Consider the following 14,638-nt stretch of genomic DNA (forward strand, 5'->3'; position numbering starts at 1 on the left):
AAAATGAAGAAACGATTAACCTGCATATCACTTGCGCTTCTCATCGCGCTGGTCCTGATGTTTGGAACATCCTGTTCCTCGTCGGGAGACTTGTCCATGTCCAAGGACGTCGACAAAATGCTCGAATTCACAAGCGAGGCAACGGACAAAGCCGAGGCTGTCGCCTATAAGCTGGCGTACGACGAGAAACTGGCCGATGATTCCACTGGTTTCCGAACCGCCGGATCCGACGCGGAGCACAGGGCCGCTGATTATCTGGCGAAAGAGTTTGAAAAAATCGGGCTTTCGGATGTGAAAAAAGAAGCGGTAACCGTTGACAAATGGCAGTTCAATGAAGCCTACATGACCGTCAATTACACGGATCAGGACGGAAAAAAGAAGACGTTCAAGCTGGACAATATGGTATCCTACGCGGCGCAGGGTACAAAGCAGTTGGGCGGCGATTACACCAACCTGGATATCGTAGATATGGGCATGGGTACGGAAGCCGATTATCGAAAATATTATAAAGCAAATAATTGCGAGAACATGGAAGGAAAAATTGTTCTTGTAGGCGTGGACCAATGGAATGAAGTCTGGATCGACGGACCGTACATGGAGGCTGCCGTACAAAAGGCCGCAGCTATTATCAGTTATCCCATAGACGGATATGCCAAGTACAATGACGATACCCTGAATATGCAGGATATCTGTGCTCCGGACATGAAGCTCCCTTGTACATCGATCACCAAGAACGATGCGAAAAAAGTCCAGGAGATCATAAAGTCAGGAAAAGATATTGCTGCCAAGCTTTATGTGGACAATGAAGTGGGAAGTCAAAATGGCACTAGCTACAATGTAGTCGGCACGATCAAGGGTACGGAGAACACGGGACAGAGAATCATCGTCGCCGGCCATTATGACAAATATTTCAACGGATTTGAGGATGACTGCACTGCCGTCGGACTTACGGCCGGCATTGCAAAAGCCATCATCGACTCCGCATATAAACCAGCCAATGACATTGTATTTATCGCCCATGCCGCGGAGGAATGGGGAAGATTCGATACTTCCACCGACTGGGCCATCGGATCGTGGGAAATGATCACCACCGCTCATCCCGAGTGGCAGGGAAGTACGCTGGCTCTGATCAACTTTGAAATGCCCAGCGTAGACAGCTTTAACAAGAACGGCGTTATGCGGACCACTTATGAAGCAGGGGAAATCGGAAAGAATTTGCTGTCCTCGGATTTATTGTCCGGCGTGAAGTCCTTCTATGAAGACGGGGTTGTTGTGAAAAATGACGATCAGGAAATTCCGAGAACAGACGGCATCTCCTATCAGTTCCAGGGCGTACCTGTATTCATGCCAAGGCAGGAGGACCGGACCGAATGGACCCAGAACCGCTACCATACGCCAAAAGACGACAATAATGTGGAAGATACGAAAAAAGACGGCGTACATAGCAAGGAATTGTTAGAATATCAGCTTTCACTGTATTCAGCGCTGGCCATGTATATCGACGGCAGCCCTGCGTTGGAGCTGGATCTCAACAGTCGGTGCGATGATTTTGAAGCTGCCGTAAAGGACACTGAAAAATACGCGACAAAAGAATCGGTAGAAACTTATAAAAAAGCGCTGACGGATTTACGTGAAGCGGCTGCAAAGAACCTTGAAAAGGCCAAGAGCATCAACGCTGACTACGAGGCCGCGTACAAGGCGGAGGACGAAGATGCTATGAAAGCCGCAAGAGCCCAGGGCGTTGAGCATAATAAGAAGTCCCTCACGGCCTTTAAGTATGTGCAGGATGAATTTATGGGGCTGGCCGATTACGGTGATGTGGAGCTGCACCATAAAGGCTTGCAGAATAATCTCGATCTGTACGGCGATGTGGTGGAAGCCTTGAGCGACGGTAAGATTACGGAAGAGGATGTATGGCTGGCCGCCGCAATCAACGGTTACTATGAGAATTATGCTTATCTGTTCAGCGATGAAGTATGCGCTTTGTCCAATAGCTTGCTGATGAATGATAAGGTCAAAAGCAATTGGGGAAGCGGTAAAATGACCCTCGCAATAAAAGATTCATGGAAAACCACAAAGAATATGTACGCCCAGTGGAACAAGGGCGTCACCGATGCCGCGGAATACAGAAAATTTGTGGATGAATATAAGGGATATATGGACATTCTCAAGAAAGAGCTGCAAAAGTATGTAAATAGCGAAACTGAGGCAATGGGCCAATTGGAGAGCATGCTTTAAGACAGCTGTGTAAATAGTCCTGCGCCTGAAAATAAAAGCCCCTTTCCTGGAAATGATAATTCAAATCCGGGTTAGGGGTTTTGTATCAGTGAGGGAACATAAAGCTTCGTCTGGCACCTTGTCACCGCAAATTTCTTCGCAATTCCTCTTACTTCTTACTTTTCCGTTCCTGGTACTCTCTGGCCAGGTACTCCCGCGGCTTTATTTTTTTCTTGAGGCCGTATTCGTAAACAGATAGCCATAATTTATCTTCGCCCATGCAATCCACCAAGTCAAGAGCGCGGTAGAGGGTAATTTCCTTATCCTGTTCCCGGCAGTTTTTAAAATAGTATTTGATCCCGTCTTCCGGTTCCGCCAAAGCAATTGCGATGAGCAAGACCATTGCGCAGAGCTCATTTACGCTATCTTCCAGATCATATCTTTGATTATCGTATTTTCCAAGATGGTCCAGCTTGGCACTTTTTTCAGCCACCAGTTTCATTGCCTCTTCCATGGCCATATATTTCACATCGCTTGTCTTTAATTCCTGCAGGAGCACCAGCTCCTGATTCAGGTGCAGCGACTCCCTGCTTAATCCTCCAGTAGCAGCGGATAAAAGCAATGCGGAGATGGTTTCTTTTGAATATCCAGCGGCAAAAGTCCGTTTTACCACTAATTGAAAGAAATCCGGCTGAGCCCATCCGATGGAACGAAAAGGGTCGTCCGTTGAAAATAAATAGTAATTACAGGCTTCACATATTAGGGAATACAGATCCGTTAATAAGCTTACTGATTTGAAATAATGCTCGCTTTCTGTCGGGATTTTTTCCAGCTCTTTGATGTATTGTTTTACTAAAAAACGCCATTTGGGCCGCTGGTGTTTGGGAATGATTCGGTTGGGAGCGAGATAATTCTGCGCGCGAGCATTTTCGATAAACAAGGTGATCTGCTGTTCTAAGTCTTGAAAACTGATAATTGTATTTTTCGCTGTTTTCTTCACATCCTTGCCTTCCAATACATCGCGTATCAGAGAATCGACATCCTCCTTCTGCCCCTTGGAAAATTGCTTGTAGCTTTCTACAAATGCTTTCTCCAGTAAATTTCTGTCCGCAGAAATCAACAGCTGCCTTAATTCCTGTACTTTCATTGCCCCAATTCCTTTCCTGCTTCACCACAAAAAATACAAACTAACATCTTTTTCATATATAATGCCGACAAAGATTTGTATTGTCAATGGAAACAGAGAAATCGGGATAAGTTCGAGGACAGACGGAGCCTCCAGGAAGGATGGTATCCATTGAGCGCATCCACAATAATCAATAAAGACAACAAGATATTTTGCAAAAATATTGCTGTAAAAATATTGAAATTATAGCCAAATCTGGATATAATAGACAAAAGCAAGCAAAGGCGGCGAAAGCGGTTAACCTTCAAAAGAAGGAAAGTTACCCGAACTACATGAACGTCCACTCTGTGGAACTCTTGGAAGGGAGGGCAACCTTTATGTCGGATTTTGAAATCTTGTCACTTATGCTCATTTTTGTGGGTATCGTGGTAGGTATTCTGATCGAGTACATAAAAAAGTAACCGTTCTCGCAGCCCAGGATTACGGTTACTTTTAACTGTATTCAAGGCTAACCGTTTTCAGCGGTTCCGCCTTTCTTGCTTTTATTATACAAAAACAAGAAATGAAATTCAAGGGGATTTTCAGATCCGTTTTCTCTTATTTTTTCAGCGACATGCCAAGGCTAAGGGTATTGATGCCCTGCATCACGATGGTAAAGGCCACCATATAGCCAACCAGCGCCACGCCCATCAGCGGATGGAACATAGCAGCCACCGCCACAAGAATGGAGATAACGCCAAAGACCATGCCCAGCACCCAGGACTCGCCGCTCTTCTTCAGCTTCCAGGCGCCAGCCGCACGGGTAATACCGGAAACCAGGACAAAAGCCATGATGAAATAAATAATGATCGTGTCCGCAAAAAAGCGCCCATAATAATTACAAATCAAGATAATCCCGCCTACGATGGAAAGAATTCCAAAGAACGCATCCCAGCCGGAGCCGATTTTTTTCCCGAAATAATTTGTTACGATGTTGAACCCCGCCAGGATCAGGATAATCCCCAGCAGCCAGGCCAGGCTCAAAGCTGCAACCCCCGGACGAAAAACGCAAAAGATACCCAGCAGTGTGGTTAGTACTCCTAAAATAATTGTTATAACTTTCAAAATAGACCTCCTCATAAACTGAAAAAATTGCAGATAACGTATCTTCGATCGCACTAGCGGCAAATCTCTTGCAAACTCTGCGTTTGCCCTTCTTGCTCTAATTTGCACCCGCTAAAAACTTTGCCGTGCGATTTTCTGCATTCTCCCTTAAATTGTAGTAATAAAAAGCATAGTCTTTGCTATGATAAACCCCAAGAGGAAAGAACGCTTTGTTGGGATTTGCATACTCTTTCGGATCAACCGTAGTACAAATTACGGTCCCCCGGTCCAAATCCACCGCAGCATCCACAAGGGCCGCCACTTTTTTATAGCTACCGTCTTCCTGGGGCATATAAGCGCCCAGATTATCCTCTTTGGGCGCAGTCCTGCCGCTGCGGGTCCAACTGATCGGATTGATGGCAACCGAGCCGTCCAGCACCGTGTTATTTTTACCATCTACCTTCGGCGCCTCTGTGTTGTAAGAAACGATGACTCCGGTATCGTTTGCGCTTTCCGCAAATTTTACATGGGGATTTTCCTTTAGCTCCTCCTCTGTCACAGAATATCCGATTACATAGGCAGCGACCATCCTCCGGGCAGCCTGGGGGTGTTCTTTTAAGTATTGGAACAGAATGAGTTTTGTCATTACGGAGCCCTGGGAATGGCCTGCAAGAATAAAAGGCCTTCCCTTGTTATAATGCTTCATATAATAGTCAAAAGCCGCCAATGCATCTGTTCCCGGGACCCCATCCGTATATTGGGGCTGCTCGCTGATCGGCTTGGAGAGCAAATAAGCCGCATCGATCTGGCGATAATACGGTGCGTAAATGTTTCCCACAGTTTCAAATGCGGTCGCCTGTCCGGCCGCAATGGCCTGTGCCCGTTTTCTCATGGGTTCATAGTCGATGGTGCAGATCGGGTTATCCTCTTCATCCTCCATGCCCCAGGCCGTAGGATAAAGGTAAAATACATCCACCGGCTTGTCACTCTCTTTTGGGAGCATCATCCAATTATCGTTTTGGCTATAGTCCGATGCCGTAATATCATCGCCGGCCACCGGGACGCTTACGCTGTCCGTTGGGCCCTCACATGCGGAGAAAACTGCCGCAATCAGAAGGATGCACAGGGCACAATAGCATCGCTTAAATGTTTTCATAAAAACCTCCTTGTAGAATTTGGTGGCCTTCACTTTGATAGAAAGCGGGCCACCATCATCCTTACGCTCCCGCAAAAAATCCCAGCCCTTCCATGGCCTCCACAAACCGGCCCACATATTCCTTGGAAGTGGTCGGCCACTGATAGCCCATGCGATAGAGCACCTGCATGGTATAATCGTTGGTCCTGGCAATGGAAACCGTCTTCTTCCCGTGGCCCATATTCTCGTAAGCGATCATGCTGGACAGCACCGCCGCCTTGTCCGGGTCTTTCTGGGCCGTCTCCAAAGCCGCCAGATAGTCCGCCTCTTCGGCCAGCTCGATCTCCACGCCGCAGCTCTTCATGGCGCAGATGATATCCCCCAGATAGATACTGTGGTTGTTGTACGGGTGGAACAGGCAGCACGCTTTCGGCGTCTTTGCCAGGGTCAGGATCGCCCTGGCCGTGCTGTCGATAGGCGCCATTTCGGCCGTCATATCCATCATGGAATAAGGGAACTTGCCGATCAGCTCATAGGACTTGAGACGGCCCACAAAGCTGTTGGTGGCAAAATTCATCTGGAATTCGCCGTCCGTATCCCGGGCCGACAGATTGCCCACCCGCATGATTTTCGCGCTGAGACCGGCGGCCGCCGCCTCCAGGACAGCCCGCTCGGCCAGGAACTTGCTGTGGCCGTATTTGGTATCCAGAGCCTGGCCGAAGTAGAGCATCTGCTCACTCATCACCGTATTGGAAGGCGGCACATCGCCCACGCTGAAACCGGAAACGCTGGTGGTGGAAATATGGACGATGCGGCTGCCGGTTCTCTTGCAGTAGTCAATGGCGTTCAGCACCCCGCCCACATTGACGTCCTCAATATCCGTTCCCTTGGAGAAGTGTTTCACATTGGCGGCGCAGTTGATCACCGTCTGGATATCCTCACCTTCCAGGCGCTGAAAGACGCCAGGATCCGTAACATCGCCCTCCACCAGAAGGATTCGGTCCCCGAACAATTCCTCATAGGTCGTCTCAAAATAGTAAAAGAGCATGGTGCTGAGACGCTTTTCCAAAGAATCGTAATTGCCCTTGCGCAGGATGCAATAAACGCGCCCGGACTCCGACTCCAGGAATTCCCGCAAAATGTGGATTCCCAGAAAGCCGGTAGCGCCGGTTAAAAGCACGTTGCCCAGCGGGAGCCGCTGGCCGCAAACAAAGGAGTCAAGGCTATTTTCCGCCAGCATCCGGCCGACATTCGTATAATCATAATCGGACAAGTCCTCCAGCTCAGATGCCGAGTCGCCCGCATCCGTGCGGAACATGGCCGCCAGCCTGCGCGGGGTCGTATGGCTGAACACATCGCCGTAGGTAATGTCAAAGCCCGCCTCCGTAGCCGCGATAATGACGCTGGTAACCCGCAGGGAGGTGCCGCCCAAATCGAAGAAATCGTCGTTGGCCCCCACCTTATCGAGCTTCAGCACATCGGCGAAGATCTGGCAGAAGACCCGTTCCTCCTCGCCCATAGGAGCCGTATATTCACCGGCCTCCGCCAGCTTCGGCTCCGGCAGCGCCTTGCGGTCAATTTTCCCGTTGGGGGTCATAGGCAGCGTTTCAAGCTGGCAGTAACCGGTAGGCACCATGTATTTGGTCAGCTTTTCCTGGAGGAACGCTTTCAGCTGGGAAACCTCCACCGCTTTTTCCGCCGTAAAGTAAGCGCACAAATGCTCGGTTCCGTTGATTTCCCGGATCACCGTCACCGCGTTTTTCACACCCGGATACCCGCCGATACAGGACTCGATCTCCTCCAGCTCAATGCGCAGGCCCCGCAGCTTGATCTGGTTGTCGGTCCGGCCCAGAATCACCACGTCGCCCTCCGGCGTCCAGCGGGCATAGTCCCCTGACTTGTAAACCCGCTGGCCGAAAGCGGTGATAAACCGCTCCTCGGTCATTTCCGGCAGATTGTGGTAGCCCCGGGCAACGCCCATGCCGCCGATATACAGCTCTCCCGTCACGCCAGGAGGCAGCGGATTTCCATCGCTGTCCGCGATAAACTCCGTATAATTCAAAAGCGGCGGCCCGATGGTAATGCGATCCGCAAAAGTCAGCTCTTTGGCGTTGCTGGAAACGGTAATTTCCGTCGGCCCGTAGGTATTGAAGATTCTAGCCTTGGTGACCTTTTTCAGTTTTTCTAGCAATTTTAAGCTGTACTGCTCGCCGCCGGACATGACTACCTTGCACCCGGCCAGGGCCCGGCAGAATTCCGCCGACTCCATATACTGGAGCATACGGGACGGGGTGGCGTTGAAGATATCGCCTCCCGTTTTTTCCATCAGCTCCGCAAGTTTGAGGGGGTGATTGGCGCAGTCCTCGTCGGCCAGCACCAGCGTCAGCCCGTTCAAGAGAGCCACCGCCGTTTCCTTCAGAGACATATCAAAAGAAACGGTAGTTACGGAAACCATCACATGTCCTTCCTCTGCGCAGGCGCGCACGTGAGGGTTGGCCTCATGATTGCGCGTATAATTGACAATGCCCCGGTGCTCCAGCATAACGCCCTTTGGTTTTCCGGTGGAGCCGGAGGTATAGATCATGTAAGCCAGATCGTGCCCCGTCACCGCTGCCAAAGGCGCAGGCGCGCCTTCATAGGCCAGCAGCTCTTCCATGTCCACCGCCTGTTCATAATCCGCCAGGCGGTCTGCCGTGGTGATCACCAGAGAGGCCGAACTGTCCTCTGTAATTTGACGAATTCGCTCCGCCGGATAGTCCGGATCGCAAGGGATATAAGCGCCGCCGGCCTTCATAACGCCGTACATGGCTATAATCAGCGCCCCGGTCCGAGGCAGCAGGACTGCGGCCGACTGGCCCGGCCCAAAGCCGCGCGCGGCAAGCGCTCCCGCTACCCGGTTCATCCTTTCATCCAGCTCCCCATAGGTATAGGAGCCTTCCGATGCGATGAGCGCCGTCTTGTTTTTATGGAGGGCCGCCTGTTTTTCAAAGGCCTTGTGGAAAATCTCCTCCTCCGGCTCCGCGGCGGCCCTGCGGCAAAAGCCTTCCAGAACCTTCCTCTGCGGCTCCGTAACAAGGCTGATGCTCCGCAGCGGGCATTGCGGCCCGGCCATCATCCGCTCCACGCAAAGGGCGATGCTCCCGGCAAGAAGTGCCGCCAGCTCCCCACTGTAAAGAGCGTCATTGTACTGAACGCAGACAGCCGGACGGCCTTCCCGCTCTTCAATATGGATGGAAATCTTAAACTTGGGCGTGTCGCTCTCCAAGCTTTCCATCTCTACCTGACTGCCCAGCAGCTCCACCTTTTCCAGCACGCCCAACTGGCAGGCGTACATGATCTGGGGCGCGAAATCATAGTCCTGGGCGATCTTGGAGAAAGGATAGCCTTCATGGGACACCGCGTCCATCATTAAATCCGCCGATTCTCTGATAAAGTCTATCGCCGTCTTGCCTTGCCCCAGGCTTGCCGCCAAAGGAAGGGTGTTTACAAACATTCCCAGAGACTGCCGGACCTTCAAATCCGACCTGCCGCTGCTGATGGTGGAAAGATAAACCTCCTCCGTATGGAGGAAACGGGCCAGGGTGTAAAAGACACCGGCCAGGAACAGGTGGGCGGGAGTAACGCCTCCTGCTCTGCAAAAAGCATCCAGCTTTTCACCGTCCACAAAGACGGCTTGCTCCGCTTTTCTGCCGGCGGTTTCCTCTCCCGCCAGATCCGGCGTCAACTGACTGGCTCCTTCACAGTTTTTAAGCAGATCCGCGAAAAACTCGCCCGCCTGGCGGTAGGCGTCACTGTCCTCTGCCGCCTGACGATCCGCCGCATAATCGAAGTAGCTGTAGTCCTCCTTTTCCGCCTCTGCGCCCTCACAGGCCGCCGCCACCTGGCGGAGGAACACATCCAAAGAGCCGCCGTCAAAGATGATGTGGTGAAAATCCGCCAGCAGATAAAGGCCCGCCTCCGTTTCCACCGCCGCCAGCCGATAGAGCCTGCTATTTTCCAGTTCAAACGGTTTTACAAACCGGTCCCGATAATCCCCAAAGGCATCCTCGGACATGGAGTGAACCTCAATGACCGGCTCTTCCTCAAAAGGAACCTGCACCAAAGCGCCATCCCGGGAGCAGAGCCGGGCGGACAGGTACGGATGGGCTTTGACCACCGTCCGCGCCGCATCCGCCAGCGTTTCCGCCGTCAGCTCCCCCGGAAAACGGAAAACTGCGGGGATATTGTAGCCGGTATCCTCAGGGCGGCGGACCGCGTCGTAATAGACGCCCATCTGGGCCTGGGTCAGCGGGTAAGTGTCCCTCAGCGCCCGTTGTTCCTTCCGGGCCGCAGGCAGCGCGCCGCTGCGCAAGCTTTTATAAATTTCATCTTCAATGGAAAGAATGGTGCACTGTTTCATCATAGCCTTGACTTCCAATGTCAGGCCGTATTCCTTTTCAATGGCCGCCGCCAGCTTGATGGCGGACAGGGACGTGATCCCGGCCCTGGTCAGCTCCGTGCCTACGGAAAATTCTTCATGGCCCACAATGCCGCCCACCAGCTCTTTCAGCTCCTGCTCCAGCAAGGTGAGGGGCCTGGAATCATCGCCGCCTGTTTTTGGCGTCTGACTCAGCGGATCCGGCAGCGCCCTGCGGTTGACCTTCATGTTTTGGTTCAGAGGAATCTCATCGATCTGCATGGTCACGGCAGGCACCATATAAGGCGGCTTTTCCTCCTGAATAAAGGCGTTGAGCCGCTGGATATCCACCGTTTCATCGGAAACGACATAGGCGGCAATGGCCTTTCCTCCCGCCGGCGCGTCAAAGGCCATGACCGTGGCGTCCTTGATTCCCGGATACTGGCGGATGATTCCTTCCACCTCCGTCAGCTCAATGCGGAAACCCCGGATTTTCACCTGACCGTCCCGCCGGCCGATGAACTGAATATTGCCGTCAGGGAGAAAGCGGACGATATCGCCGGTGTGATACATGCGCTCAAAGCCTTCTCTGTTTGTAAAAGGGTTGGAGGTAAAGACCTTTTCCGTCTGCTCCGGCCTTCCCAGATACCCCCGGCTCACCTGATATCCGGCCACGCACAGCTCGCCCAAGGCTCCCGGCGGCACTCTTCTTTGCTGCTTGTCCAGGATGTAAAGCTCCAAGTTCCCGAGGGGCCTGCCGATAGGCACATTCTCATAGGCTGCGGTTTTATCCACCTCAAAGGCCGTGGTGTATATGGTACATTCCGTGGGACCGTACACGTTGTAAAAGGCGTAGTCCGCCTCCACCCGCACGGGAACCAGGGTTTCGCCTCCCGTAGAAAGGTGCCGCAGACTGTGGTTCTCCATTTCCGCCGCAAACTGGCGGCCCACCTGGGTGGTCATGAAAATGTGGGTGGCTTTTTCATTTTCCAGATACTGGTTAAGAGAAACAAGTTCCAGACGCAGCTCTTCGGGTATGATCAAAACCGCCGCGCCAAAGGTTAAGGCCGGGTACAGATCCATCATACAGGCATCAAAACCGTAGCTGGCATAAGCGCCCACCACGCTTTCATCTTCCATCTCATAAAAGGATTGATACCAGTGACAGAAGGCTGTGATGTTGGCCTGGGTCAGCATACAGCCTTTCGGCGTGCCGGTAGTTCCCGAGGTATACAGCAGGATAAACAGATCCTCCGGCGCAGGGTCGGTTTTCCCTGGCTCTTCTGCCGGCGGAAGGCTTGGAATATCCTTTGTGAGCAGGACCTTTCCTTTGAATTGGGGGACCAGCGAAAGCAGGCTTTCATCGGCAATCAAAAGCTCCACCCCGGCGTCCTCCATCATAAAGGCCAGCCGGTCCATGGGATAAGTCGGGTCCAGCGGCTGGTAAGCGGCCCCCGCTTTCATCACGCCAAGAGAGGCGATGGCCATATATTCGCAGCGGGGAATCAGAACCGCTACCACCTGTTCCCTGCCGATGCCCTGGCCGCTCACATAGGCGGCGATGCGCTCCGACAGCTCGTCCACTTCCCGGTAGGCGATGCGCTTTTCCTTGTAAATGACCGCCGTCTTTTCCGGAACCCGCCCAGCCTGCTCCCGGAAGAGATCGACGATGGTTTTGCTCCGGTCATAGGAAATGGTCTCTCCGTAGAAGGATTCCAACATGCCGACTTCCTGAGGGGATACCAGGGGCAGTTCTTTTAATCTGCCGTACTCCAAAAATCCCCTGACAACGCGCACCAGCAGATTGCCCAAGGTTTCGATGGTTTTTCTTTCATAAACGTCGCTCCGGTACTCGAAGAACATGTCGTAGCTGCCCTTTTTGCGGAATACATGGAGGGCGATATTGGCGAGGCTGTTTCCCGTTTCCAGGGCCTCCATCGGCACCTCTGCCCCGTCCAGCGTGACGGAATTGAGGGTCTGGGCCTGATAGACAAAGAGCAGATCCGACGTCACGCCATACTCCCGGGCCAGCTCGCCGAAGGAACAGCAGTCATGGCTCATGGTTTCAAAGAAACGGCTCTGCAGGTTTTCGAGGAAACCTGCTACCGTCTCTTCCTCATCGATGGAAAGGTAGACCGGCAGCGTCCGCACCAGCATACCCAGGGTATGGTTCATGCGCGGGTCGTGGCGGCCGTTGTTGACCGTAGCCAGCAGCGCCTCGCTCTGTCCGGTGTATTTGGCAAGGGCATAGGCGTAAGCGCCCAAAAATACCGTATTTTCCGTAACGCCGGCCTGGCGGGAAAACCGCTCCAGCTCTTCTGAGGAAAGCTTGCCCGCCAGATTGACATAGTGGCGTTTTCCCGGCCGCACGAACTGCTGCGGATCCTCCGGCCGGTCGAATACCGGACTGACGTCCACCTTATTGCCCGCCAGATATTCTTCAAAATACGCCTTGGCTTCTTTGTAAACATCCTTCTCTTTTAAGGTCTTCTCATAATTTGCGAGGGTAAATTGGGAAATGACTTCTTTTTCCAAAGGCTTTCCCTCATAAGCGCGGGCCGTCTGGCGGAAAAATTCGGCCACCGATGCGCCATCGGAAATGATGTGGTGAAAATCGGCCAGAAGATAGACCTGCTGTTCCGTTTTGTACAGCTCGATGCGGAAAAAGGGTCCCTTTTCCAGATCAAAGGCCCGCACAAAGCATGCTTTGATTTTTTCCATTTCCGATCCGGCAATCTCCCTCACCGGAATGACAGCTTCCCGATCCGGGAGGGGAATCATGCCGTACTCGCCGTCCTTTTGGCCGGTGCCCACAAGCAGCGCCGGATAGTGGCGGACGACCGTCTCCAGCGCCCTTTGCAGCCTGGGAACGTCCGTATCCCCCGGGGCGGTAAGGCAAAATGGGATGTTGTACATGACGCTTTCCGGGCTTTGCATACACTCCAAAAACACCCCAAGCTGGCTGTCGGTGAGGGGATAAAAGTCCCTCGGGCTGTCGCAGCCCGCGTAAGGGTCGGCCTTTTGCCCGTCGAGAAGGGCCGCGATTCCCGCAGGCGTCCTTCCCTCGAAGATCTGGGCGGAGGTGAGGAAAAGGTCCTGGCAGAATTCCTGCAAGCGCACGGCCTTGATGGAATCCCCGCCAATGGTAAAGAAATCATCCTTGCGCCCGATGCGGTCTATTGCCAAAACTGCCTCAAAGCCCCGGCAGATGGCCGCTTCCTCTTCGCTTTGCGGGGCCTGGTATTCGGCTTTAAAGGCTGACGCGTCGGGGGCTTTCAGGGCCAGCCGGTCCAGCTTGCCGTTCTGGTTCAATGGAAAAGCGTCCATCCGGATCAGAAACTGGGGGATCATATAATCCGCCAGCTTTTTCTTCAATTCCCCTTTAATGGCGGCGGCGGGGTTCTCCGGCCCATCCCCGTCCTCCAACTGAAAGTAGCCGCAGAGCCAGGTCTGGCCGTATTCATTTTCAAAGCCCTTTACCACAGCGGTCTTTACATAGGAAAGGCCGCTGATGATGGCCTCGATTTCGCCGGTTTCCACCCGCTGTCCGTTGATTTTCACCATCCAATCCTTCCGGTTTACATAGACCAGATTGCCGTCCTTTTGCAAGTAGCCCAGATCGCCGCTGTGATAGAGGACCCGGTCCGTCTCTCCTTTGGCGAAAGGGCTTTCCGTAAAGGTTTCGGCCGTCTTTTCCGGCAGCCCCAGATAGCCTTCCGCCAGATAGCCGGAAATGCAGATTTCTCCCGTTTCCTCCGGCCCCGCCTGGCTGCCGTCCTCCCGCAGCACGTAAATTCCCATGTCGGGGAAGGGCTTTCCGATGGGCGTATTGTCGTACTCCCGGTCCACCTTGAAAAAAGTGGCCGCCGGGGTGGTTTCGCTGGAGCCGTAAATATTGTAGATCTGGTAGCCGTCCCCATAGACTCCCGATACCCGCTCACTGCCGCAGAGCACGGTTCTCAGAGAATCCCCCTTATTTTTAAACAGTTTCATCATCTGAGGGGAAATCAGGGTAGCTGTAATACGGTGGTCCGCGATGTAATCTTCAATTCTGCGGATATCCTTTCGCCCTTCTTCGCTGTTGATATGTACCGAGCCTCCCGCGTAAAGGCCCATAAAAACGTCCACCACAATGGCGACAAAATGGAAGGGCAGGTTGGACAGGTAGACATCCTCTGCTGTGACAAAGACCTGGGCGCTGCGCCGCGCCGCGCTGGCAAGGCTCAGGTGGCTGTGGACGATGCCCTTGGGCGTTCCGGTGGAGCCCGATGTATAGACAGCCAGGGCCCGGTCCGTGCCTTCGATCTTTGGCAAGCAAAGCCGGCCTGTTTCCTTGGGCAGCTCTGCTAGGAATTTTTCGTCGATTACCGCGCCGGCCCCGCACTGGTCGTTGATAAAGTCGATCCGCTCTTTAGGATAGCTGAAAGACAGGGGTACGATCACGCCGCCCGCTTTGAGGATTCCCAGAGACGCGGCAATGTACTCCATTTCCCTGGGAAGGAGAATGGATACAAAGGTTCCTTTTCTAACGCCTCTTTTTATCAGCACCGCCGCGATTCGGTCGCTGAGGGACCAGAGGGTCTCATAGGAGGTCTCCCTTTCTCCCTCCCGATCCGCGATGGCGGTTTTGCCGGGAATGTTTTTGATATGCTCCGCGAGCTGTTCTAAATATAACTGCATA

Annotated in this window: 5 protein-coding genes; 1 reads left to right on the forward strand and 4 read right to left on the reverse strand. The window is 52.9% G+C overall.

Going from position 1 to position 14,638, the window contains the following annotated elements; translation table 11 throughout:
* Positions 1-3 precede the first annotated feature (3 nt).
* A complete protein-coding gene (locus tag NIA71_RS15610) occupies positions 4-2,238 on the forward strand; it encodes a M28 family peptidase (protein ID WP_253020908.1) in 2,235 nt (744 codons plus the stop codon).
* A 148-nt stretch (positions 2,239-2,386) separates the two neighbouring features.
* Here the strand turns inward: NIA71_RS15610 and NIA71_RS15615 are convergent, their stop codons facing one another.
* The 4 genes from NIA71_RS15615 to NIA71_RS15630 form a co-directional block, all read right to left on the reverse strand.
* Positions 2,387-3,364 (reverse strand): hypothetical protein, encoded by a 978-nt coding sequence (locus tag NIA71_RS15615; protein ID WP_253020909.1) that lies wholly within the window; start codon positions 3,362-3,364, stop codon positions 2,387-2,389.
* Between the two features lie 576 nt (positions 3,365-3,940).
* Positions 3,941-4,447: an HdeD family acid-resistance protein gene (locus NIA71_RS15620; protein ID WP_227755464.1), complete on the reverse strand. Its 507-nt coding sequence runs from the start codon at positions 4,445-4,447 to the stop codon at positions 3,941-3,943.
* Between the two features lie 97 nt (positions 4,448-4,544).
* Positions 4,545-5,582 carry a DUF3089 domain-containing protein gene (locus NIA71_RS15625; RefSeq protein WP_253020910.1) on the reverse strand — a complete coding sequence of 346 codons (1,038 nt, stop codon included), beginning with the start codon at positions 5,580-5,582 and terminating at the stop codon, positions 4,545-4,547.
* 61 nt (positions 5,583-5,643) lie between these two features.
* Positions 5,644-14,637 (reverse strand): non-ribosomal peptide synthetase, encoded by an 8,994-nt coding sequence (locus tag NIA71_RS15630; protein ID WP_253020911.1) that lies wholly within the window; start codon positions 14,635-14,637, stop codon positions 5,644-5,646.
* Between the last annotated feature and the right edge of the window lies 1 nt (position 14,638).

This window comes from Ihubacter massiliensis, assembly GCF_024125305.1.
GTDB classification, from domain to species: Bacteria; Bacillota; Clostridia; order Peptostreptococcales; family Anaerovoracaceae; genus Hominibacterium; species Hominibacterium faecale.